The sequence below is a fragment of the Virgibacillus flavescens genome, assembly GCF_050574275.1.
Classification (GTDB): domain Bacteria; phylum Bacillota; class Bacilli; order Bacillales; family Amphibacillaceae; genus Virgibacillus_F; species Virgibacillus_F flavescens.
This window is the reverse complement of sequence record NZ_CP192260.1, coordinates 1,056,111-1,080,138: the sequence shown is the minus strand read 5'-3', so window position 1 is coordinate 1,080,138 and position 24,028 is coordinate 1,056,111. Positions and strand designations below refer to the sequence as shown.

Below are 24,028 nucleotides of genomic sequence, written 5' to 3'. Positions count from 1 at the left end.
TCTTTTAAAACATTGGAAAAGAGAGTATATGCCCACTTTTGGAATATACTCCCTTTTACCAATTTCATAACCTAGCATATTCTAATTCTTTACTTGAATTATATTACTGGTTACTCTCCTGCACCAACACTAGCCCACTTGTACTCATAAGTAGCACCCATTGGGTTATTAATTACGCCTTCAATTTTAGGCGAGATTAGTTGAGCACGAGCTGACTGATACAATGGTGCAACTGCTGCTTCTTCAGCTAAGATTTTTTCAGCTTCCAAGAAAGCTTCAAAACGTTTAACTGGCTCAAGTGCAAGTTCGCCACCAGCTTGTTCAATTAATTTATCGTACTTCTCGTTAGAGAATCCCATATGGTTGTTTCCTCCGTCAGTTACCCAAAGGTTTAACCACGTATTAGGGTCAATGTAATCCGGGCCCCAGCCTGCGAATTGAATATCGTAGTTTTGAGCAGTATCTAATTCAAGACGCTGTTCAAATGGAACCTGCTGTAATTCAATTGTTAATCCAGAAAGATTTGTTTCCAACTGGTTAGCAATGTATTCGTTCATTAGCTTAGAAGTTGCACTATCTCCAGCTAAGAAACCAAGCTTCACTTCTGATTTACCAAGTTCTTCTAAGCCTTTTTCCCATAACTTTTTCGCTTCTTCAACTTCAAATGTTACTAGGTCGCCGTTGATTTCACGGAAATCTTCGTTAGTTTCAGGATGTGAAGCAAATTTTTGCGGTACAAATCCGTTAGAAACGATTGATCCGTTATTAATGATCTCATCAACCATTGCTTGCTTGTTAATTGCTTTGCTGATTGCTTTACGAATATTTACATTAGCAAGAGCTTCAGATTTTGTTTGGTTCATTTTTAGATAGAATAAAGTTGTTTCTGGTGTAATTACGAAATCCTCATGTGAAGCGTATTGATCTACAAGGTCAGAAGATATACCTGCACGATCTACAGTACCTTTTTCATATAAATCTACTCCAACCTGTGGATCTTTTACAACATCATATGTCATTTTTTCTATTGTTACAGTTTCAGCATCCCAATAGTCAGTATTCTTTACTAAGTTCCACTTCTGTGAAGTACTCTTCCAGCCGTCCAACATGAAAGGACCGTTAGATAATAGAGTTTCAGAACTTGTAGCATAGTTATCACCTTGTTCTTCAACAAACTTTTGGTTTAACGGTAAGAAAGTACCGAAAGCTGTTAATGATTCAAAGTATGGTGTTGGTTTTTCAAGCGTAACTACTAGTTTATAGTCACCATCGGCTTTAACACCTAAGTCTTCAATTGGCATTTCACCCTTACTGATTGCTGTAGCGTTTTTAATAACGCCACCCATCATGTATGGACCGTACTCAGATCCAACGTCTGGGTTAACCGCACGCTGCCAAGCATATACGAAATCGTTAGCTGTAACAGGGTCGCCGTTTGACCATTTAGCATCTTCACGTAACGTGAACGTCCAAGTTAACGCGTCTTCACTTACATTATGTTCAGTTGCAATTCCTGGCATTAATTTGGTATCTTCACCAAGACGATACAGACCTTCCATAGTACTTCCTAAGAATTGGAATGCATATTCGTCAGTAGCTAGTGAAGCATCCATTGTAGGAATTGTATCCCCATTGATTAAATTAAGTACTTGTTCTACTTCTTCACCTTCTGCTGCCGGCTCCTCATTTCCTTCGCCTGAGTTACCTTCTGAATCTGTGCTGCCCTCGTTACCTCCAGAGCATGCAACCATGAATACACTTAGCAAAAGACCTAAAGCTAAGAGTAATGAAAATTTTGACAATTTCATGGTATGTTGACCTCCCCTTTTTGTTTTTCTAACTAATTTTGTAGAATTTTTATCTACACTTAGCATTATACAATTTTTCAAACTATTTTGCATTACTTTTTTTAATAATTTTTTAAAAACTCTATTATAATAACATTCTAATTACAAAAAATAGGTCTATATACCTACATAAATTTACTTAAATATTACATTATTAAGTCCAAAATACCTTTAACATAATCTTGTATTTGTTATCTAATATAATAATTGTACGTTCTCTGCTATAATAAAATATATTATTAAATAGAAGGGTGTACACGTATGGTTCATATGAAAAATAAATGGGTATTTCTTCTAATAAATATCTTTACGAGTACGATCATATTTCTGGTGTCAGCTTCCACCTACAACTTTAAGCACTTTATTAACTCCATCTTTTATCTAACTATGGTTTATGTCATATTAATGTTGTTTTTATTCATCATTAAGGGAAGATTCTTTGATGGTATCTCCTGGAGTTTTCGAAGGTTTCGTTCCATTATGTTCAAAGAAGGCGATTATCTGTTGGAACTGGGTGATTCACCTAAACCTTCTGATCGGATCAGTATTTCGTTTTATCGTTTTATATTATTTCAAACCTCAGCTTTAGTTGGGATTATTATTCTGATTCTCGGTATTTACTATTATATTTAATGTGCCAGCCAATAAGCACCACTACTATTGCAAGAATGCCTGTAGTTATGAACATGAGATTAAATCCTTTGTCCATAATGGATGTAATGATTGTTTCCAGCTTTTCTTGCGTGGTGCTATCTGGAACTTGACCAACTTTTTCTTTAATATCTCCGTAGTTTAATTCACTTTCTGGACCTAAATCAATAACATTATCTCCGATCGCACGCGAGACTCCCGGTTCGATAGTTGTAAGACTTCTAGTTATGTATCCTGCATAGATAGTTGGAAATAAGGTTAAGCCAATTTGACGGATTAACGCTAGCGTTCCAAGAGCAGACCCCTGTTCTCCACTTTTCGAACTCTCACCGACCAGCACGTTTAATGGTGCACCGAGCAGAATCCCCATACCAATTCCGGCTAGCACACTAGCTACGCTAAACGTCCACACACCTGTAACCCATAATGGGAACATAAAAAATCCTGCCACTCCAATTAAACCGGAGATAACAATTGTTTGGGCCGCGCCGCACTTATCTGTTAAGTAGCCGCCTAAACCGGCTCCAACTCCTGATGCAAGTGCGAGCGGAGTTAACCAGTATCCAGCGTTTTCAACTGGTACTTGTAATACTTGCTGTACATATGCAGGAATAAAAATAATTCCCGCAAGAAAACCACCTGATAAAAACCCAAGTAAAAGTGTGCGCTGGAATAGTTTTGTTTTTATCAATGAATACGCCAGAATTGGATCTCCGCCATTTTTTTCCAGGTTTCGCTCGTATAATAACAATACAATAAATAGTACAATTCCTAGAAAGACAAACAGTAATACATCAACTTGCAGGGAACTTGAGAGATTATCCAGTCTTGTAATTCCATACATAAGCGAAAGAATTGCCCCTGCCAATACTATACTGCCGACAAAGTCCAATGCTTTTGATTCTCCTGGATACGATTCTTCAATTTTAGTTATTCCACCGATTAAAAGAAAAACAGCAATTGGAAGATTAATTAAAAATAACCAGTGCCATGAACCGGTTATATCTAGGATTACTGCACCAAGATTCGGCCCTATAACTGCTGCAATTCCGTGCATTCCGCCTAAAAGTCCAAGTGCGCGCCCCTGTTTCTCTTTAGGCAGCGTCGAAAGTATGTGGGAGCTTCCTATAATAAATATACCTCCACCACCGATAGCCTGAATGAGGCGGGCGATTAATAGAAATGTAAACGAAGCGCTTAAAGCTACTAACAAAGATCCAATTGCAAATAAGGTTACTTCTATTATAAAAAGACGTTTTCTCCCATATCTGTCAGACAGCTTTCCAACAATTGGAACACTTACAGCAATTCCTAATGTATAGAGGGTGATACTCCATGCACCCCAAGCGGGCGAAACACCAAACGAATCGTTGATGGTTGTGAGCGCGGTACTGATAATCCCGTTATCAAGTCCTGCCATAAACACACCTATGGTGAAAAGGGTGATCGCCCATTTTTGTGAACCGGTATTTTGTTTATCCATGTTTACACCTCCCATACTTGAAGATAGAGCCCCTGATTGGGACTCTATTTTTTTATTAATTACTTTCTTATTAACTCAACTTTCGCAGATAGATAATCATGATGCATGCAATAAAGTATAGTACTTGTATCGCTTAATATATGTCGTATTTGATGGAAACAGCGAAGTAACTTACAATTTTTGCACTGTCTTTGATTACTGAAAAAGTGGTAGATTTTTAAAAAATTATTATTTCACTTTAACTTAGCATCTTCGAATATACGGAGACTCCTGTGGGAAGTAAGAGATCGGTGAGACCCCGGAGCGCGACAGCACGAGGAGGCTCACCACTCGCCCGCGGAAAGCGGAGTATATTCGAAAATGCGATCGCAGATCCTCTTATTTTGTACTTCATGTTACTTTTTCAGTTTCCTTCGGAATGATTCTGGAAGGCAGCTACTTCGCTTAGTGAAACAGTGAACACGGGTTTAGCTATTTCATTTAAGGAGCACCTTTTTATTTTAGTCTGCGGCTATTAATTAAAACAGTCCTTTAAAGAAGTCAGCTAGTGCCTGGAAAAATCCAGTGAAAAAGTTTGCTACTTTCTTCCAGAATCCTTCATCCAATCCTAGTTCATCGACTTTATCTTTAATTGTATTTGTTAAATCGTCCAGCTGATTTTTCACTTGATCAAAATTAATATTTAAATCACGCATCTTGTTAAACAGATCGATAAGCATTTGACGGTCCGCTTCACTTAATGAAATGTTTAGATTAGCAAGCTGATCTTCTACAATTTTTTGTACTTCTTCTTTTGTTGCCGGATTTTGTTCTGCAATATCCTTTTTAATTTCGGTTAAAAGTTCGCTGACCTTTTCCTGACTCAATCCATCTTTTTTTGCAAGGTCGGTTGCAACACTAAGTTCTTCGTTCGCAACCTCCATTCGTTCCTGGTCTAATTCAACACCTTGTACATCATAGGCTTTGTAAATACCTGTAAGCGCAGAATGTCCACTTACTTTGACTGGGGAAGCAACATCAACCGTAGCATTCTCCACTCCTGCAGTTAGCAAAGCGTTTGCGTACATTTCACTTGTAACTTCGGTGATTTTTTTTGGTGTCTCGATATTAATCGTTAATCCAGCACCCTCTTCTTCCCGTACAATTTTTGCCGAGGAAAACATTCGTGCATCTGGATTGCCATTAATATATGTCGCGGCATCCTCACCAGTTATGGTGTACTCTTCTACAGTATCGTCGTCTTTTACGTTTAATTGTTTACGTACTTCTTCTTTCTGAGCATCAGATAAGTTTGCCCCAAGCACCAGAATCGGGACACCCAGCTTTTCGTTAATACTTGTTGAGGCAAGAGTTGGCGTTACTATTCCTATTAAAAACGTGAAAATTAGTACCATCATCATAGATATTTTTATCGTTTTCTTCATACATGCTCACTCCTTATGCAATTATTTTACCACAATCATCCTTTTTAACAATTGAGCATATAGCTTTAATTTCATTTCGTGATTCTATATATTTAGGGTACCGAAATAAATTTGCTAGAAAGAAGGGATTTGTCATCACAGATCAAAATCCTATTATTAAAAGAAACTTAATTATTATGTGGTTCGCAAACTTTTTTATTGCGGGCAGCATGACTATGATACTACCATTTATATCATTATATATTGATACGTTTGGCAACTTTTCCGATTCGTATGTTCAAAGCTGGTCAGGCTGGATCTTCGGTATTACGTTTGTGACAGCTTTTATCTTCTCGCCTATTTGGGGAAGAATTGGCGATAAGTATGGAAGGAAAAAAATTCTGATCATTTCTGGGTTAGGACTTGGTTTATCCGTATTATTAATGGGTTTTGCCAACTCCGTCATGGAGCTTTTTTTATTAAGACTGTTCATGGGCGTATTTACGGGATTTATCCCCACGTCCCAAGCCTTTATCGCAACACAAACCCCAAAAAAAGTTGCTGGAAATGTACTGGGCACACTACAAACCGGAAGTATTACAGGGGCACTTGCAGGGCCATTACTCGGTGGTGCATTAGCTGACATATTTGGATATTCCACTACGTTCAAGTGGACTTCAATTACATTATTCCTGTCAGCTCTGATTGTCTTTTTTGGAATTAAAGAATTGCGTGTCCGGTTTTCAGATGATGAAAAACATAAAAATTATTCCAGCAAACAAGTATTATTGCATATAGTCAGGCAACCCGTTTTATTGATCGTCATGCTAATTTCCATGCTTGTTCAAATTGCTCATTTCAGTATACAACCAATATTATCATTATATGTGGCAGATATACATGGCCCAACTAGCATTGCTTTATTCTCAGGAATGGCTTTCTCGGCAGCGGGAGTCGGTAATCTGATGATGGCGAAACAATGGGGGAAGATTGGTGATCGGATTGGATATGTAAAGATAATGATTATTTTACTATTCATGGCTGGTATTGTTTATTTCCCTGGCGCGTTCGTCACCAGCATTTGGCAGTTAATCATATTACGATTTTTACTGGGAATATCGATTGGTGGCATCATACCCGTACGAATCGCGTATATTCGACAAGCTGCACCACTCTCGATGCAGGGGGAAGTTCTCGGATATAACACTAGCTTAAGGTTCCTGGGAAATGTTATCGGACCAGCACTTGGTGGGATGCTGGCAGGCTTCTTTGGCTTCTCAGCGGTCTTCTTTGTAACAAGTGGATTGCTTATACTGAGTGGAATTATTATGCTTGTTACATGGTTCCAACACGAATACGAAGGGAAATACCAGCATGCTTTTTCTGTAAATCGGAATTAGTGAATGTTCGTATATTGATGGCTTGCACTAGGTTGTTGAGTCGATCAGTTGAGCCTGGTTGTCGATCGCTTATTGCCGATTGTTATTATCGAACACTGCATAATTATTGAATTCAATGTTTGGGTATGCTACAACTGACAGAGTAATATTTTAAGTAACCTTAAAGAAAGAAAGTGATAGTAATGGGTATGGGTATTGTCATAGTCGATGTTTGCGACGGAAATGCCATCACTACTATTGATATAGAAGAGATTATTGAGGAAGAATTTCCTGAAGTTTCCGTAATGATGAATGAATGCCTATCATTCTGCGGGTTGTGCGCCTTAAAACCGTATGCATTAGTTAACGGAAAGCGGATTTCCGGCAATACACCTGAAGCATGTTTAGATAAAATAAGAGAAGCATTAAGAAAAGAACTAGCTGTGTATGGTTAACAGCTAGTTCTTTTTAGTTGCGTTCTTTCTATTATAAACTCGCTTGATAGATTTCCTCCGAGTCTTTCTTGTTTAACTTCTTGAAGTTACCGAATTCTTCGCGGACCTGAACTGTTTTACCAGCCATCGTATCAATTGTGCTTGCATCGATAGTATAGTCAGCAAGTTTGTTAGGTGCGCCAATGCTATTCCAGAATTCACGTAGGTTTGCAATTCCTTCTTCTGCAACGTCGCGATCTGACTTGCCCGCTGGATTAACATCAAATACTCGTACAGCTAGCTGTTTGAATCGATCTACATCTTCATCCAGAACATGCGTCATCCAATTCGGGAATAATATCGCAAGTCCACCACCGTGAGGAATGTCATGAACTGCTGATACGGCATGCTCTAAATTGTGAGTTGCCCAGTCGCCTTGATAGCCCATGTTCAGCATATCATTGAGCGCGAGCGTTCCACTTAGCATAATTGTTTCACGATACTCATAGTTATCAGGCTCATCCAGTAATTTAGGAGCCGTTTCGATGACTGTCTTTAATATTCCTTCACAAAAACGATCCTGGATAGGTGTATTCGATGTATGATGGAAATAATGTTCCAGTACATGCGACATAATATCAACCATACCGTACACCGTTTGTTCCCGTGGCAATGACATGGTGTGTGTCGGATCTAAAATAGAAAATTTAGGGCTAGTGTGTGGAGATCCCCAGCCATGCTTTTCATTTAATTCCCAATTCGTAATAACAGATCCACGGTTCATTTCAGATCCTGTAGCAGCTATCGTCAATACAGTACCGAATGGCAGAGCATCTTCTGCATCCACTTTTTTTGTAACGATATCCCAAATGTCTGCTTCGGATTTTGCACCAGCAGCAATCGCTTTCGTACAATCGATTGTGCTCCCGCCACCTACAGCAAGTACAAACTCAATACCTTCATTTTTACAAATCTCGATACCTTTGCGTGCAGTTGTGACACGTGGATTTGGTTCAACACCTGATAATTCGTGTACTTCTGCACCGATTTCGTTTAATTTTTTCATAACATTATCATAAATACCGTTTCGCTTGATACTTCCTCCACCATAAACGACTAACACTTTTTTGCCGTATGCAGGAACCTCTTCTGTAAGGGCATCTAATTGACCCTTACCAAATATTAACTTTGTTGGATTTTGATACGTAAAATTATTCAAATCAATCTAACGCCCTTTCTTTTCTTGTATAAACAACGACATCCATCTCCACTAGTACGTCTTTTGGAAGTCGACTAACTTCGACTGTCGCACGTGCTGGATATGGTTTTTCTAAATAACCACCGTATATATCGTTTACTTCATTAAAGTTATTCATATCATTTAAAAAGATCGTGAACTTAGCTGCGTGTGCAAAATTTGTATCCGCTTCTGCTAATATTGATTTCAAATTATCCATTACTTGTTTTGTTTGCGCTTCAATTCCTTCAACTACTTCACCTGAATCAGGGTTAATACCGATTTGTCCAGAAACATATAAAAAATCTCCTGCTTGCACCGCTTGTGAGTACGGACCTATTGCACCTGGTGCACTTTTAGTACTTACTTCATGTATCATTTGTATAAATTCCTCCTTGTTCTTTCTATATAATTATAAATCTTCCTGTAAAATAATCGAAGTAACTCGTCTTACTCTTTGTTCAACTTTTCTCGCATTGCTAATATATCTTTTACATAATAGATGTCTCCATAACAGGCTTTTATTTCACGTGCGCCTTCACGTGGACATCTGTATTTTGCTTTGTCTTCATCGTTTCGGTACATCTTTTGAGAAAAGTTGATTGCTACCTCTTGTGTATACTTTCCCTTTTTGTCCAATGCGTATTCAATAAATCCACGGCCAAAATTATAAGATTGGATTGCGAGCTCCAAATCGCCATTTGCAGCTTTTAAGGTTTCAGAGAAATAATAGACTCCTTGTTTAATAGAAACTTCCGGGTCTTTAATACATTTCCTTTCTCCACAAAAGCTTTCAGAAGACTGCATAGGATCATTACCACGGCCGCCGGATTCCTGCATCATCATGGCAAGCATAATGTCCACATGTTCTTCCACACCATATTTTTCTGCGTATTTTTCCACAAGCGGGCGGTACTCTTTTACTTGGTCGCTAAGCACATTCTCATCCACTTTATAGTCTGTTTGTGCAAAAAAGGAAATGATCATGAGCATTCCAATAATAGAAGCCGTTATCAACAAGGTATTACGGGTTGCTATTTTTGTCTTTCGTTTCATGTTAAATCAATCCTCTACTAGCTTAATTATTATTCCTATAAAACTTCCATATAACACGTGCCCAAGGAGCCAATAGAGTAATGCTGTTCCATCCATCAGTTCTGGTGTTCTACTTGAAAGTGTGGTTGTCACCCATAATAACATACCAACGACAAAGGTTATCAGGATATACACCACTGTCTTTTTGTGCAATTCATAGTGTTTCAAACTGAAATAAAGCACGTATACAAGAACGATAGAGACGATAACATGCAGCATGAATTCTATGAATTCGTTCATACTCAGTGAGCGCAGAACCGGAATATAATCAACATTGAGCAGCAACGTATACACTTTTTCAGCTGTTAAAGCTTGTATGCCTTTCATAAAAAAACCAATTACGATACTAGATAGAACACCAATGCTTAGTAATGAAACCATTTTTTTCATAAGTTATCCCCAGCTTATTTACGTATTTATAACTATTTATACCGTATTTCGTGCTAGAATTTATGTTCTGTACAAAATATTGAGGTTATCCTCAGGTTTATCCACAGACTGTGCATAAGTTTCGATACATGTCCACAGCTTTATATTCCTCTTTCAGACTGATATGAAACAAAAACCGCTGCCTCATAAATTATGGCAACGGTTCTTTTAGTTACTCGTCTTCATTAAACTCAAGCTTCATTTGATTCGTTTCTTCAGGTTTTTCTCCAATCAAAGCTGCAAGAATATCTGCTGCAGATGCTTCCTCCACTATTGATCCAACACCCTGTCCTGCCCAAAGTGATTGATATTCTGCTTTTGTAAACTCTTTACTTGCTGCACGGATATCCTTCGTCAGTTCATTTTGTATAGGAAATGGAAGCAGTTCACAATCACTTGACTCCAACTCCTTGATAAACCGGTTCCTGACTGCCCTGGCTGGTCTTCCTGAGAAAGCCTTCGTAATAGTTGTATCTAAAGATGACGATTTAATTAATTCTCGTCGGTAAGCAGTGTTCGTTCCAGCCTCTTTTGCAACTAAAAATCTAGTTCCAAGCTGGACACCTGCCGCTCCCATAGACAAAAGTGCATCAATTTGCTCTTTAGTAGAGATTCCACCCGCGGCAACAATGGGTACATGAAGGCTTTCCAAAAATTCCTGAACCAAGGAAAGTAGTCCAATGCTGCATCCATTTGGGTACTTTTTAATATCAAAAGTACCCCGGTGGCCACCAGCCTCAAATCCTTGGGCAACGATAATATCATAACCTGATTCAACTAGTAGTTTAGCCTCTTCTAAATTTGTTGCCATCCCGATTAAAATAACGTTATTTTTCTTTAAACGTTCAATAAGCACCGAAGATAAGACGCCAAAAGCCGTACTCACAACGGGAATATCCTGTTCAATGATAACGTAGATCTTTTCCTGTAAATAATCGTATACCTTAACATTTTTCAAACCATCTTCAATTTCTAACTCTTTCCGGAACTTGTCTAATACACGTTGCATAGGTGCTAAATCACTAGCGAACGCTTCCAGATTCGTGGCAAAAAGGTTTACTGCAAACGGTTTGTTTGTCAGCTGTTTAACTTGCTCAATTTCATTTCTTAAAGACGATGCGCTCATATAACCAGCACCAATCGTGCCCAGTGCACCGGCGTTTGCGACTTCTGCTACCAATTTAGGTGTTGAAATACCGCCTGCCATCCCTGCTTGAATAATGGGTATATGTAAATCAATATTTTCCAACAGTTTCCCCATCCAACGTTCCTCCGATTCTATACATTCCTTTCTACTAACATACCACAAAATTCGACTTTTTTATCGATAATATGCACGAACTTACCAATTGTTGGTAATTAACAATTTGTCACAAAATCTACACATCTTTATCGAAGGGACATATAATCAGTATTTTTGTCAACTTTCCTAACTTTCCTTCTTGACAATATTAAGAAAATTCCGTACTATAATAGAGATTAACGCAATATGTCGCTAATTACTTCGTTAATTACATTAAGGGCATTTTCAACTCAAATTGAACATTCAAAATTACATATGGAGGTGGATATAGTTATGAAATTCCTAGAAATGAAAGCCGCTATTGATGAACTACTAAAAGACACTATTGATCATTTTTCTATCTATATCCAAACCAAAGATGGCGATATTTCGATTAATGCTTACGAACCAAAAAGGGCTGCAAGTACAATTAAAGTCCCAATCTTAATCGAGGCGTATCGGCAAATACAATCTAATACAATTCAACCTGATGCACTGGTTTATATTGATAACGAGATGAGATCAGGTGGATCGGGTGTACTAAATTATTTAACAAACTCGAATGTTTACAGTTATAAAAACTTACTGGAACTCATGATTATTGTTTCTGATAACACTGCTGCAAATATAATACTTGATAAACTTGGCAGCTTTACTGTAAATGAGCTAGCCACTGATATAGGTTGTCACCAAACAAAAATTGAGCGCAAATTCATGACAGAACCTACTCCTGAATTAGATAATTACACAAGCGCCCATGATATGGTTAAGTTTTTACATTTAATAGACGAAGATAACGATTTTCTTTCACCCACCAGCAGACTGGAAATTAAGACTATGTTATTAAACCAGCAATTTAACGAGAAGATACCTTTGTTCATGGAACATAATGAGAAAGTACTGATTTATCATAAAACTGGTGAATTGCCAGGGATAGAACATGATGTGGGATTTTTAACCTATAAGAACGACAGGGTCTATATGGCACTTCTATCGGAAGGCTGGTCGAACAATGGAATTGGAAAAGACTATCTCGCAGCTATCGGCAAAATACTTCTGGAGTACATAAAAAGCTGATAACGTACGAATAACTAATATCAAAGTATGGGGGAATTATAATGAAGATTAAAATTGCAGTATTTGGCAGAGAAAACTTAATCAAGCGCATGAACAGTTACGTAGCGGATCAAGAGGATGTTGAACTTATTCCTTTCGTTTATACGAAAACAGTCGAAAACATCGAATTAATTGAGAAGGCTTTCATGTGTGATGTGTATCTGTTTGGCGGCTCACTACCTTACTTGTATGCCAAAGAAAAAATTGATAGAAAACGGCTGCCTGCCATCCAGGTTGCTTTTGACGAATATATGATTCTCACTTCATTTTATCGTTTAAAGAACTATCATAACCAGGCACTTAACCGAATTTCGATCGATGTGCTTGATAAAACATATGTTGATGAAGTAGTCAGCGAGCTTAAAATGGAAGATCATGAAATTCACACGTACAGTTACGGCGATGATACCGTATTAGATATAGGTAAAATATTCCATTTTCATAAATCACTTTTCGAAGAAGGCAAAATTGATTATGTTTTGACTTCCATTGAGGAAGTGGAACAGAGGCTAATTGATGAAGGCATCCCGACTAGCTGTATGCAGATTCCAAAGCTGAATCTAGAACGAGCAATTGAAAATGCCAAATCGGTTGCTACGCTAAATAACAGCAAGAGTGCACAAATCGTTTCTGGCTTCGTTCAAATTAAAGACTTTGACAAAATTGTTTCACAAAAAGGAGAGCTGTTGGCACAGGAAATGCTGCTTAAGCTCCACCAAATTTTACTTAAATTCGGTCACCACACATATTCATCAGTTTTAACAAATGGAGATAATCAGTTTTCTATTTTTGGTACAAGAGGTATCCTGGACCATATTACGAACCATTACCGTGACTTTCCTTTACTGCAGGAAATCGCTCGTTCATTAGGTATTCCTGTTGATATTGGATTCGGCTTAGGCTTAACAGCGAAACAGTCAGAAGATAATGCGAAGCTGGCACTCGAGAGATGTGGACATTCAACAGAAAGCAGTTGTTTTATTGTAAACGAACGAAAAGAATCGATCGGGCCACTAGGAGTAGCAAAACATGTTGATACTTCACAGCTTTATCACGCGCTAATCCACCGTGCAAGATTAAACAATGAACTATCGTATAACTTTATCGACTTTATTAACTTACGTAACAATGAACCTTTTTCTGCAAACGATATTTCGAACTATTATCAGGTTACAAAACGCAGTGCTGAGCGCACAATCCACAAACTGCTGGCAGGCGAAGTAATCCGGGTAGTCGGTGAAGAGAAACCGTACGTAAAAGGTCGTCCGCGTAAATTGTTTGAACTTACACTTTAAAGACATTCATTATACAAACTACAAAAGGAGCCGGGGAGTTTATCCCGGCTCCTTTTGTACGGAAGAAATATAAGAATCTTATAGATCATGTGCCCGTTTTTCCGTTGGAGTCTCAAACTCTAACTCTTTATCCGTATAACTCAATCATTGCAGAATAAAATAGGGTGATTCTCCCAGCAACAGTTGAATATCCCGCAATCCATTTTCGTAGTGACACAAAATCTCTACACCGCGACGTAACATCTGTTTGTTTTCCACACCAGAAATAGACCACGAAGTAACAGCAACGAGATTTCCACGGATGGCAGTCGCTTTCCGCTGGCGGCTGGTGAGTGGAGGGCGGTGACTCCTGCGGGAACAGCACGAGTCTGAAGGCCCCGCAGAAAAGAATTCTTAAGAGGACGGCCAACTAAAACCGTCCTTTGCGGACAACGTTGGCATACCCCTTGTCGGGGCAAGGAGACTGAAGCCGTGCCCTAAGGTGCGCATCCGCCCGCAACGATCCTGGACGGCAGATATGGAAGCAAACTAAAAATTACGTCACAGTTTCTATCAACTACGACAAAAGTAACTAATAGCATGTAAAAACCTCAAGCGGGCGAGGCGTTGGAGCTAGACAGACAAACATAAATATTTTATACATTCTTATCTTTTGAAAAAAGGTTCCTCAACCTATACAAATTGAATAGGTTGAGGAACCTTTTCAAATGAAAAAATACCCCTATTTCAAGGGATACTTAGTTATCCTTTATTATTAAAAAGGTAACTCATGATTTGTTCAAATAGCACGACATCATCAGTAATTAAAAATACTGGAAGCAGTAAAATTGCAAGCACGACGGCAAGATTAGCAACAAAAAACTTTGCAATACCTTTTGTGACTTTAATCATTTACTACATCTCCTTTTCACATATTATATTCCTCTTTTCACCGATTGTAAAACTAATTTTGTATATTAGCAGATTATCCACGATTCACTATGTTTCTATAGACATTATGCTGCCGGCTTCCAAAGTGGTGGATTTTAATATATTTTCTTTCCACCCCTACCTTAGCGTCTTCGAATATCACTGACCTCAATGATTAGAGGAGAAGATAAAGAAAAAAAGTCACATGCGTAAGACACGCACATGACTAAATACTGAGTAATTCTCTTATATCTTTTTCACTGAGACTGGACAGCATTTGTTCACCAGGCTGAATCACCTGATCGATTAATTCGCGTTTTTTCTGTTGAAGCGCGAAAATTTTATCCTCAATCGTTCCCTCTGTAACCATACGTATAACCTGCACAACATTCTTTTGTCCAAAGCGGTGAGCACGACCAGTAGCCTGATCCTCAACTGCCGGATTCCACCACAAATCATACAGAATTACTGTATCTGCTCCAGTTAAATTCAGACCAGTCCCTCCCGCTTTTAGCGAGATAAGGAAAACACTATTTTCTCCGTTATTAAACCGTTCGCTCATCATAACGCGTTCTTCTGATGGTGTTTGCCCATGTAAATAAAAGTAATTAATTCCTGACTCTTCAAGTTTTGTTTTAATAATTTCATGCATGCTTGTAAACTGCGAGAATATTAACATCCGCTTTCCGTTCTGAACAGCGTTATTAACTGTTTCCATTAACTGTTCCAGCTTACCTGATGTACCTTCGTAGTTTTCAATAAACAGGGAAGGATGACAGCAGATTTGCCTTAAACGGGTCAGACCAGCTAAAATTTTCATCCGGTTTTTATTAAAATCCTGATTATTTAGGCTCTGCGCTGTTTCCTGCTGCAGTTCACGTAAGTAACCGACGTATAATTCTTTTTGCTGCCTAGTCAATTCTGATACATGGACTGATTCAATTTTATCCGGCAGCTCTTTTAATACATCTGATTTCAACCTTCTCAATATAAATGGCTTCGTCAGGGCTGCAATTTTGGAATGCTCCATTTGTTTGAAATTTCGTTGACTTGGCATAAATCCAGGTAAAATAACCTGGAAAATCGCCCACAATTCATCAATGGAATTTTCTATTGGTGTTCCACTTAATGCAAACCGGTGTCCAGCTTTTATTTGCCTGATCGCTCGTGACGTTTTCGTTGCATAGTTTTTAATATATTGCGCTTCGTCCAATATCATTGTATGGAACGTTATGTCCTGATATAGTTCAATGTCCTGACGCAATGTTGCATAAGATGTAATCCACACTTCATCTGCTGCTTTCGGATCAATCATCTCTACTCGTTCGATTGGATTTCCAGCAATGACTCTGACACGCAGATCTGGTGCAAATTTTTCACATTCGTTTTTCCAATTATATAAAACAGACGATGGTGCAACAATTAAATGTGGTCTGTCTTGTTTCAATGAAAGCAAATACGCGATACTTTGAATCGTTTTTCCGAGGCCCATATCGTCCGCCAGAATTCCACCTAAATGATAGTGACTGAGGGATTTAAACCATTGAAATCCTGTTTCCTGATAGTTACGCAGCGATGCCTGCAAATTTTCCGGAATATCGTAAACCTGTTCTTCAGGAGACCTCAAATGGTGCAGAAGCTTTCGAAACGTTGGGTCATAGTTCTTATTTGTTTCAATTAATTCATCAACCTGTGCACCTCTGTATGCAGGAAGCTGAACACTTCCCTCATTCAGATCCGTCTTTTTCAGATTTAAATCTGACATAAGATCCTGAATAGAGTTGAATTCCTCTCCTTCAAGAGATAATAGTGCGCCACTGTCCATACGATAGTAACGTTTTTTCTCCAGTACAGCACTTAAGATTTTATTAACTTCGTTGTCTTCTATTCCATCAATACTAAAGCCTATTTCCAGCAGGTTATTTGAAGACTCGAGTCTGACGCTGGTACTTGGTATTGGATCGTTTTCAATGAAAACCTTGCGTACATCGGAAGTGAGAAAGAGGTCAACGTATGATTCAAACAATGGAAGTATGTCGTATAGAAATTCATACAATGTTTCTTCATCTGCATCGATATACAGTTCTTTTCCATTAAAATGAAAATTGGCATGTTCAACCAGCTGCATAATCTGCTGTTCTTTTTCAACATCTCGAATGATGAGAACGTCTTTATCTTTACGTCCATTAAACGGATCGACTTCATACGCCCCGTAATGATATTCAAGTTTCCCGGTTAGCCAATCTGCTTTCAAATCAATATACAGTTTAGCTTTTAACGGAAACTGAATTATTTCAGACGCTATACTTTCGGAAATCTGGACAGCACCAACCTTCTTCAAGGACGGTACGACCTCCGATAAAAATACGTCAGCCTGATCAGCTGGTATCGGCAGATTTGCATTGTCCCCTGAAAGCTGGCTGATTTGCTCAAGCATAGGTATTTGTTCTTTCTCCGGAAAGTAAAATATGCCTGAATCAAATAGTAACTCATAATTTGCAAAATAAATGGCATCCTGCAATCCGGTAATAGCAAGACCCAGTTCTTTTTTTTCATTTTTGTCCAGCTCAAATTCAAAAGGAAGTTCGCCTTCGACTATTCGAATATCCTGGAATATACGCTGTTCATTGTCCACAATCAAATTACGATCCACTAATTTACGTAATAATGGCTTTGCGAGCAAGGGTGAAATCGAAATGGAACGCCCCTCTGAAATATGTGTCTGATAGCGATATAACGAGTGACCATTGTATAGTCGCTCATTTCTCACAATAGACATAATCTGTTCGAACAGCTCCAGGTCTTCCGGTGCAAAATAATGCAATTCCGGATTATACGTAAAAGTTTTGGTGAAATAATGCTCTCTTTCCTGAAATACATGCTGCAGGAATTCGTACATTTCTTTCACAACAAGCCGACGTTTTTCTCCAACTTTCAGTTCAAGAAATAACGTGTCATTATACGTCCACTTACATATATAATCGACATGCAGCTGCTGACGGTTGACGGATAAACTTGTCGCACGTTTCTGCTGCTGGATATCTGTTACGGACTGAATAAAATTCTTCGTTGTCTGGAACTTATCAACATTCTTTCCGACGCCCTGTTCCTTGTGTCTTTTGCCAATTGCAAACAACACTGCTACAACGTGTTTACATTGATTGGAAGAACGAAATGCAGGACAGTCACAGTATGCATCTGATAGTTCATGTGGCCATTTTTTTGTATTTACTTCCACAAAATAACCTTCACTTCCTTGCACTGTTGCTGTCCATACATGAAAATTAATATCGTATAATAAATCGGTTACTCTTCCCTGATGAAAATATTCCAGACCTCTTTCATACACCTGGGAAGGAAATAATCGCTGCATATGGAAAATATCATAGCTTTTCAAATCAGGTTAACCCTACCTTCTTCTAGATACTGTAATTATTGATTAATACAAATAGCCACGTCTAGCGTTTGCGCTTTTAGTTTTTATTATTACTTTCATTGTATACAAGATAGCTGTCTTTTTAAACTAAATCGAGCACCTTTTAATGAAAAGGTGCTCGATATTTTTCATGGATAACTCAGCATGCTGTACTTTTGTCATGCCTTTCAAGCTGTCACTGCGTATCCGACGTTTTAAAAAAGATCCCTTTTCAACCACTGAAAACTTTCCTGGTCGGGTTGATACTCGGTAAATTCCCTCGCTGTACCATCCTTATGTTTATGTTTAAATTTACGAAATTTATACATGACTCCGACTTTCCTCTGTTGAATTTCCTTCACTCCCTGAATAATGAACTGCATTGCAAATATGCTGAGCATGAAAGCTACTAATACCCATGCGATAATCCAGTATTCTCCAGAAGATAAAGCATGCATGGTTGAGCCGATTAATCCGGACCATTCATAGGTGATCGATCTCGGTGGATCCGGCACTCTGCCAAAGGTTATGTTTGTCCCGCCAAAGAAAAAGTTAAAGATCCCCAAGTGCATAAAAATGATAAGTACTTGGATAAATTGCTGACCAAATAATATAGTCATACGTGCACCAATATGTGGGAGGACATGGCGCCAAAAGATATGGAACCTGCTACCGCCAAGCACCTTGGCGCTCATAATATATTCAAAATTCAAGATTCGTTTCATTTCGTTACCCAATAAGACAGACGTCAAAGGAACAACCAAAATGGTCAGGATAATGATTTCAAGAACGATGCGCTCCGTAAATGAGTAGGCAAATCCAGTCATTTGTTCCTTTAAAATGGGTGCAAGCAACAGATAAGCAATTAGGCTTAATGGCAGAAAGTGAATGGAATCGACCATTTTTTCAAGCCAGTTTTGTCGCTTAGGACCAAGTACAAAAGCAAAAAATACACCACCTAATAATCCAACAAATACGCGCAATAAAGCAATGATAAGTGCGAATATTAATGTATATTTCGCCCCAATAACAAGCATGTCATAAATACTGAACCCAAGACCATCAGATCCAAGGAAAAATGGTTCAGTCGGCGGGTGAGCAGGGGTACTTTTAACTGTACTGCCATCCTCTCCATAAATAATCAATGCCTGGTCTATGTGATTATCGGTCGTAACAGAATAAATGACACTGTAACTGATTAAGATGATAAAAAATAAACTTCCTATCGCAAATTTGTAGTTTCGCATATGTCTCAGAAATATGAAAGCAGGTGCCCAAGGCTTAAACTTATGCCAGTTGATGTGTTTACTGTTTTCTGCCATTTCTTTAACAAGTTGAAGCGGATTACGTGTTGGCTTTTTTCTTATTTTTGTTTGATAACTGTACGTAATCCCCTGTGGATTAAGCCAAATATCGACTACTTGAAATATAATAAAGAAAGGTGTAAACAGCAAAATTAGCGATGCTGCTATTGTCATTGGAGTAAAACTCTCTACAACATAAGCTGAAATGCCATGTACATTGAAAATCCGTTCAATGATAAATTGACTGGATAATGTTGCCCAGACGATTATTTTTGAATGATGAAAGGTTGTCGGCAAAATATTCTTTAATACATGCCGAAGTAAAATACCGGTATTCTTAATCCCTTTACTTTTTAAGAATCCAACATAATCTTTTAAAAACTCTTCTTCGATCATTAACAATAAAATTTTGAACAAGGATACCATCGGTAAAATCGATAGCGTAATAATTGGTCCGAGGTACGCCTGCTCGTCCATATAAGATGCTACTGTAAATAAATCAACTCCACTGGTTTTGTATACATAGATAACTACCATCTGAAGAAGTGCTGCAATGACAATATCAGGAATGGATTCTAAAAAATCCAGGCTGCTTTTTATCCCTTGCAGCAGTCTTTGAGGAAGGAAGTTTGCAAGGAAAGCTAAAATAAACGCAATCGAGAATCCTAACAGCAACGCACCAAATAATATTTCCATTGAATAAATAAATGGATCCCATAAAGTTCCGAGAAGAGAAAATTCACCAGCCGAACGGGGCACTTGATATAACCAGGAGTCTGGCTGGACAAATGTAACGATAAAATTGCCTAAGTCTATAAAGTAACTTAACGGATCTGACAGACCATTATGGGCAAAAAACTGCGGGAATACACTTATACAAATAACCCCGAATACTCCCAGCAAATAAAATAATATTACTTTGACTAACTTCATCGTCTCACACCTTAAATAATTGGTTTCTTTTTATCATTATTAGGATTGAATCTTTCTGCTATCCTTTTTCTCAACCCACGTGAAACTTTCTTTAGAAGGTCGAAATGTAGTTGTTTCTTTCTCCCTCTTTGATTTTTTATTTCGCTTATATTTACGATAATTAAAAATAACGCCGACTTTAGCCTGTTGTACTTCTTTGACACCTAGAATGATCAGCTGCATCGCAAAAATGGACAGCATAAATGCTAGCAGCACCCAAAGTATCATCCAGTACCTGCCCGTAGATAATGCTACTGTAGTGGAGCCGATTAATCCTGACCATTCATAGGTAATACTACTTGGCGGGCTCTCAACTAAACCGAACGATACATTCGTACCGCCTAAAAAGAAATCAAATACACCTAAGTGAATAAATATTAATAATACCTGGATAAACTGCTGTCCGAATAACATGGCCATTCGTGGACCAATATGAGGAAAAACATGTTTCCAGAATATGTGGAAAGTTCCTCCCCCTAATACTTTTGCACTGCTGATAAAATCGGAGCGCATTATATTCTTTATTTCATTTCCGAGCAGAACAGATGTCAGTGGAACAACCAGTATCGTGAGAATAATTATTTCCAGCAGGATGCGTTGTGTAAATGAATAAGTAAAACCTCCACTGGATTCCAGCAAGATGGGAGCTAACAGCAAATAAGCAATGACACTTAGTGGCAGAAAATGAATGGAATCGACCATTTTCTCCAATGACTTCTGTTCTTTAGTCTTCATCTTAAATGCAAAAAGCAAGCCACCAGTTAACCCGCCAAAAACTCTTAATAACGCAATAATTAAGCCAATTATTAACGTATATTTTGCCCCAATAATTAGTTGATCCATAATACTGAAACCAAATCTGTCAGATCCCAGCAAAAATGGTTCAGTCGGCGGGAATGGAGGAGTTCCTATTAGGGTTGTTCCATCTTCTGCATAGAGAAACTTTAATTGATCTACGTGATTATCTGTCGTCACAGAATATATGACACTTATACATATTACAATTATGAAAAATAGACTGCCAATTGCAAATTTATAATTTCTCATCTGTTCAAAAAATAAAAAAAGCACAAATTTAACTGGCTTAAGGTACCAAAAACGTTCTCGTTCCTTTTCCTCTTTTGCTTCTTCTTCTAAAATTGCCTCTCTATCTTCATTTAACCACCAATCTATCAACTGAAAGAAGAAAAAGAACGGTGTAAACAAAAAAATCAGTGAGACGGCAATTGTCATTGGTGTAAAGCTTTCTACTATGTAATAGGTAAGACCATGCACATTGAAAATTCTTTCGATAATGAACTGACTTGATAAAGTGGCCCAGATGATTATTTTGCAATGCCGGAAAGTAGTCGGCAGTATGTTTCTGAGTATATGGCGCAGGAGAATCCCGGATTTTTTTAATCCCTTACTTTTTAGAAACCCTACATAGTCCTTCAGATATTCTTCCTCAAACATTAGAAGTAAAATTTTGAATAAAGCGATCATAGGAAGTATTGCTAAGGTGATAATAGGACCTAAATATGCTCTCTCATCCATGTAAGAACCAACTCTGAATAAGTCAACTCCACTAACTTTATAGACGTATATAACAAGCATTTGCAATAGCAGTGCTACAATCAAATCAGGGACCGTTTCTATCATGTCAAGAATTCGTTTTAATCCCTTCAGAATGGCATTTGGCATATAGTTTGCAATAAACGAGAGAATAAAAGCTATGAAGAAACCTGCTAACAATGCTCCTAATAGAATTTGCATAGAGTAAATATACGGATTCCACAGCACCTTTATAATTGACTCTTGTCCTACTGTATTTTCTGAAACAAATAGCCACGATTCTGGTTGAAATAAAGAAATCAGAAAGGATACAAGGTCTATAACATAACCGATTGGATCCTGAACTCCTCTGGTTTCAAATACGTGAGGGAAAATACTTATGCAAATAATTCCGAAAACTCCCAGCAAATAAAAAAGACCTGCTCTTTTCACACTCATAATGATCACCTCGAGAAACCTATTTTTCCCAAATGTAACATAACGGTAATATTAGTCTATAACTCTTTGACTAATATTACCACCCTGTTTTACTGTTTTTTTGCTTTATATAAAAGATAGATATATAAAAAGATTGATAACAATACAGAACCTGCAGAAGTTGTATAAATAACGCTATAGTCATACATGAATGCTAGTTGTCCAAATGTTATAGCACCTACTCCAACACCCAGATCGAAAAAGGAGAAAAACGTTGCATTCGCCATTCCCTTGCGATTATCTGCGGCCTTGTCCACTGCCCATGCCTGTAACGCTGGCTGAACACTTCCGAAACCAAGACCATACATACCTCCTGCAATCAACATAACCATCGTGCTTGGCAGCCAGGAAAGCAACAGCATGGAACTGAATATTAATAGTGTTCCTGGAAGGAAAACATAGATATGTCCCTTTGTATCATATATTTTCCCTGCAAACGATCGCGAAATCATTAAGAAAATAGCAAACATCAGAAAATACGATTCAATTCCAGCAATACCTTTTTCTGCTGCATATAATGGAAGGAAAGATGCTATACCACCAAATGTGACAGTAATAAAAAACAATAAAAGCGATGGCTGGATAGCCGTTTTTTCAAAAATATCAAATTTTATCGTTACACTTTTATTTGGAGATTTTTCCACTTGTTTATAACGGATCTTGGACGATAACAAAAACGATACAAAACCAAGTGCCGCACAAATTAAAAATAACTCTTTAAAGGAAATAATTCCCACCAGTGTTAGTCCTAATGAAGGTCCAAAAGCCAAGGCAAGATTCCCGGATAACCCAAAATAGCCCATTCCTTCTCCTCTGCGCTTCGGAGGAATTAAATCTGTAGCTATTGTTCCTGTAGCAGTTGTGGAAAATCCCCAGCCGATTCCCTGAACCATCCGCATGATGAATAAAAAGAAAATACTGGCGACAAATGCGTATGTACCAACAGATAATACAAATACTGCTAAGCCAAACATATACACAAATTTCCTGCCTTTTGATTCTAAAGCATGTCCAGCATATGGCCGGAACAACAATGCCGAAAAGGTAAAAATACCGGTAATTAGACCAATCAGTTGATCACTGCCTCCTAGTTCCTTCACAAATAAAGGAATGGTCGGAAGCGTCATTTGAAATCCAAGAAATATAAAAAAGTTAGCCATACAAATTAAAACAAAATCACGCGTCCAAATCTTATCTGGCATATTAGTTGTCTTTTCTGCAGTCGATTCTATGCTCATAGATGACTTCCTTTCTTCGGTACACGAAATATATTATACAGGAGGGTTATTAAATTGGGAACAAATTACGTTTGAATAATCGAATTCTATACGGATTCCTTAAAACATTCTGAAACATGGTATAAATGACCTATTCTGTTACTATACATATAAGACCACAGCATTTTTAGCTGTGGTCTATAGATAAGCGGTTCTATTATGGGGCCAGCTACTCTATACCAATAGACCTCCTTGCTTAAGTTAAAGAGTATCCAGGGAGGTCTATTTTCTTCTGACCATAACGATGATCAATGCCAGTAAGGCGATCAACAAGGAGCCAAATCCAATCAGCACCGTAAACACTTCGTATACACTCACAAGGCACCACCTCCATTCGGAAGGCAAACCGGTCACCCTAATAGAACTTTATCTACTTATAGTATATTAAACAAGAGGTCTCCCAGTAACGTACATTCACACATCTTGTATGTCCATTTATAATGCAATATTTGTTATACTGATTGTAAAG

At 38.0% G+C, this 24,028-nt stretch carries 19 protein-coding genes; 5 read left to right on the top strand and 14 right to left on the bottom strand.

Annotated features, from left to right (window positions below; genetic code table 11):
• Positions 1 to 110: 110 nt before the first annotated feature.
• Positions 111 to 1,808, bottom strand: coding sequence for a peptide ABC transporter substrate-binding protein (locus VBD025_RS05340; RefSeq protein WP_430790005.1), 1,698 nt, complete (start codon positions 1,806 to 1,808; stop codon positions 111 to 113).
• Between the two features lie 300 nt (positions 1,809 to 2,108).
• On the opposite strand from VBD025_RS05340, the gene VBD025_RS05335 reads away from it, so the two are divergent.
• Positions 2,109 to 2,480, top strand: a complete 372-nt coding sequence (locus VBD025_RS05335) for a DUF3899 domain-containing protein (protein WP_430790003.1) — start codon at positions 2,109 to 2,111, stop codon at positions 2,478 to 2,480.
• Here the strand turns inward: VBD025_RS05335 and VBD025_RS05330 are convergent.
• Both VBD025_RS05330 and VBD025_RS05325 read right to left on the bottom strand, forming a co-directional pair.
• The gene (locus tag VBD025_RS05330) at positions 2,446 to 3,981 is read right to left on the bottom strand and encodes an MFS transporter (RefSeq protein ID WP_430790001.1); all 1,536 of its coding nucleotides are present in this window, start codon (positions 3,979 to 3,981) and stop codon (positions 2,446 to 2,448) included. The two genes, VBD025_RS05335 and VBD025_RS05330, sit on opposite strands and share 35 nt — an antisense overlap.
• A gap of 518 nt (positions 3,982 to 4,499) precedes the next feature.
• The gene (locus tag VBD025_RS05325; RefSeq protein WP_430789999.1) at positions 4,500 to 5,405 is read right to left on the bottom strand and encodes a DUF1002 domain-containing protein; all 906 of its coding nucleotides are present in this window, start codon (positions 5,403 to 5,405) and stop codon (positions 4,500 to 4,502) included.
• A 176-nt stretch (positions 5,406 to 5,581) separates the two neighbouring features.
• On the opposite strand from VBD025_RS05325, the gene VBD025_RS05320 reads away from it, so the two are divergent.
• Together VBD025_RS05320 and VBD025_RS05315 are read left to right on the top strand one after the other, a co-directional pair.
• Complete coding sequence (locus VBD025_RS05320; protein WP_430791282.1) at positions 5,582 to 6,784, top strand: MFS transporter; 1,203 nt, start codon at positions 5,582 to 5,584, stop codon at positions 6,782 to 6,784.
• A gap of 188 nt (positions 6,785 to 6,972) precedes the next feature.
• Positions 6,973 to 7,218 (top strand): DUF1450 domain-containing protein, encoded by a 246-nt coding sequence (locus VBD025_RS05315; RefSeq protein ID WP_430789997.1) that lies wholly within the window; start codon positions 6,973 to 6,975, stop codon positions 7,216 to 7,218.
• A 31-nt stretch (positions 7,219 to 7,249) separates the two neighbouring features.
• Here the strand turns inward: VBD025_RS05315 and VBD025_RS05310 are convergent, their stop codons facing one another.
• The 5 genes from VBD025_RS05310 to VBD025_RS05290 form a co-directional block, all read right to left on the bottom strand.
• Positions 7,250 to 8,416, bottom strand: a complete 1,167-nt coding sequence (locus VBD025_RS05310) for an iron-containing alcohol dehydrogenase (protein WP_430789995.1) — start codon at positions 8,414 to 8,416, stop codon at positions 7,250 to 7,252.
• Between the two features lies 1 nt (position 8,417).
• A complete protein-coding gene (locus VBD025_RS05305; protein ID WP_430789993.1) occupies positions 8,418 to 8,813 on the bottom strand; it encodes a RidA family protein in 396 nt (131 codons plus the stop codon).
• A gap of 71 nt (positions 8,814 to 8,884) precedes the next feature.
• Positions 8,885 to 9,490 carry a lysozyme family protein gene (locus VBD025_RS05300; protein WP_430789991.1) on the bottom strand — a complete coding sequence of 202 codons (606 nt, stop codon included), beginning with the start codon at positions 9,488 to 9,490 and terminating at the stop codon, positions 8,885 to 8,887.
• A 6-nt stretch (positions 9,491 to 9,496) separates the two neighbouring features.
• A complete protein-coding gene (locus VBD025_RS05295) occupies positions 9,497 to 9,919 on the bottom strand; it encodes a hypothetical protein (protein ID WP_430789989.1) in 423 nt (140 codons plus the stop codon).
• A gap of 211 nt (positions 9,920 to 10,130) precedes the next feature.
• Positions 10,131 to 11,267: an NAD(P)H-dependent flavin oxidoreductase gene (locus VBD025_RS05290; protein ID WP_430789987.1), complete on the bottom strand. Its 1,137-nt coding sequence runs from the start codon at positions 11,265 to 11,267 to the stop codon at positions 10,131 to 10,133.
• 267 nt (positions 11,268 to 11,534) lie between these two features.
• Between VBD025_RS05290 and VBD025_RS05285 the strand changes: the two genes are divergently transcribed.
• Together VBD025_RS05285 and VBD025_RS05280 are read left to right on the top strand one after the other, a co-directional pair.
• Complete coding sequence (locus VBD025_RS05285) at positions 11,535 to 12,317, top strand: serine hydrolase (protein WP_430789985.1); 783 nt, start codon at positions 11,535 to 11,537, stop codon at positions 12,315 to 12,317.
• Between the two features lie 41 nt (positions 12,318 to 12,358).
• Positions 12,359 to 13,651, top strand: coding sequence for a hypothetical protein (locus VBD025_RS05280; RefSeq protein ID WP_430789983.1), 1,293 nt, complete (start codon positions 12,359 to 12,361; stop codon positions 13,649 to 13,651).
• Positions 13,652 to 14,392: 741 nt separating this feature from the next.
• Here the strand turns inward: VBD025_RS05280 and VBD025_RS05275 are convergent.
• The 6 genes from VBD025_RS05275 to VBD025_RS05250 all read right to left on the bottom strand — a co-directional run bounded on the left by VBD025_RS05275 (position 14,393) and on the right by VBD025_RS05250 (position 23,877).
• Positions 14,393 to 14,542 (bottom strand): hypothetical protein, encoded by a 150-nt coding sequence (locus tag VBD025_RS05275; RefSeq protein ID WP_430789981.1) that lies wholly within the window; start codon positions 14,540 to 14,542, stop codon positions 14,393 to 14,395.
• 244 nt (positions 14,543 to 14,786) lie between these two features.
• A complete protein-coding gene (locus VBD025_RS05270) occupies positions 14,787 to 17,957 on the bottom strand; it encodes an SNF2 helicase associated domain-containing protein (RefSeq protein ID WP_430789979.1) in 3,171 nt (1,056 codons plus the stop codon).
• A gap of 233 nt (positions 17,958 to 18,190) precedes the next feature.
• Entirely contained in the window at positions 18,191 to 20,212 is a 2,022-nt protein-coding gene (locus tag VBD025_RS05265; RefSeq protein ID WP_430789977.1) for an ABC transporter permease subunit, read from the bottom strand.
• 39 nt (positions 20,213 to 20,251) lie between these two features.
• On the bottom strand, positions 20,252 to 22,243 hold the full coding sequence (locus VBD025_RS05260; protein ID WP_430789975.1) for an ABC transporter permease subunit: 1,992 nt from the start codon (positions 22,241 to 22,243) through the stop codon (positions 20,252 to 20,254).
• A gap of 89 nt (positions 22,244 to 22,332) precedes the next feature.
• Positions 22,333 to 23,520 (bottom strand): MFS transporter, encoded by a 1,188-nt coding sequence (locus tag VBD025_RS05255; protein WP_430789973.1) that lies wholly within the window; start codon positions 23,518 to 23,520, stop codon positions 22,333 to 22,335.
• A gap of 261 nt (positions 23,521 to 23,781) precedes the next feature.
• Positions 23,782 to 23,877 carry a putative holin-like toxin gene (locus VBD025_RS05250; RefSeq protein WP_430789971.1) on the bottom strand — a complete coding sequence of 32 codons (96 nt, stop codon included), beginning with the start codon at positions 23,875 to 23,877 and terminating at the stop codon, positions 23,782 to 23,784.
• Positions 23,878 to 24,028 lie beyond the last annotated feature (151 nt).

Coding starts and splice junctions, on each gene's coding strand:
- VBD025_RS05305 (WP_430789993.1), bottom strand. CDS start 8,813: ATGATACATGAAGTAAGTACTAAAAGTGCACCAGGTGCAATAGGTCCG.
- VBD025_RS05265 (WP_430789977.1), bottom strand. CDS start 20,212: ATGAAGTTAGTCAAAGTAATATTATTTTATTTGCTGGGAGTATTCGGG.
- VBD025_RS05260 (WP_430789975.1), bottom strand. CDS start 22,243: ATGAGTGTGAAAAGAGCAGGTCTTTTTTATTTGCTGGGAGTTTTCGGA.
- VBD025_RS05325 (WP_430789999.1), bottom strand. CDS start 5,405: ATGAAGAAAACGATAAAAATATCTATGATGATGGTACTAATTTTCACG.
- VBD025_RS05280 (WP_430789983.1), top strand. CDS start 12,359: ATGAAGATTAAAATTGCAGTATTTGGCAGAGAAAACTTAATCAAGCGC.
- VBD025_RS05340 (WP_430790005.1), bottom strand. CDS start 1,808: ATGAAATTGTCAAAATTTTCATTACTCTTAGCTTTAGGTCTTTTGCTA.
- VBD025_RS05300 (WP_430789991.1), bottom strand. CDS start 9,490: ATGAAACGAAAGACAAAAATAGCAACCCGTAATACCTTGTTGATAACG.
- VBD025_RS05330 (WP_430790001.1), bottom strand. CDS start 3,981: ATGGATAAACAAAATACCGGTTCACAAAAATGGGCGATCACCCTTTTC.
- VBD025_RS05295 (WP_430789989.1), bottom strand. CDS start 9,919: ATGAAAAAAATGGTTTCATTACTAAGCATTGGTGTTCTATCTAGTATC.
- VBD025_RS05275 (WP_430789981.1), bottom strand. CDS start 14,542: ATGATTAAAGTCACAAAAGGTATTGCAAAGTTTTTTGTTGCTAATCTT.
- VBD025_RS05320 (WP_430791282.1), top strand. CDS start 5,582: ATGTGGTTCGCAAACTTTTTTATTGCGGGCAGCATGACTATGATACTA.
- VBD025_RS05255 (WP_430789973.1), bottom strand. CDS start 23,520: ATGAGCATAGAATCGACTGCAGAAAAGACAACTAATATGCCAGATAAG.
- VBD025_RS05285 (WP_430789985.1), top strand. CDS start 11,535: ATGAAATTCCTAGAAATGAAAGCCGCTATTGATGAACTACTAAAAGAC.
- VBD025_RS05335 (WP_430790003.1), top strand. CDS start 2,109: ATGGTTCATATGAAAAATAAATGGGTATTTCTTCTAATAAATATCTTT.
- VBD025_RS05315 (WP_430789997.1), top strand. CDS start 6,973: ATGGGTATTGTCATAGTCGATGTTTGCGACGGAAATGCCATCACTACT.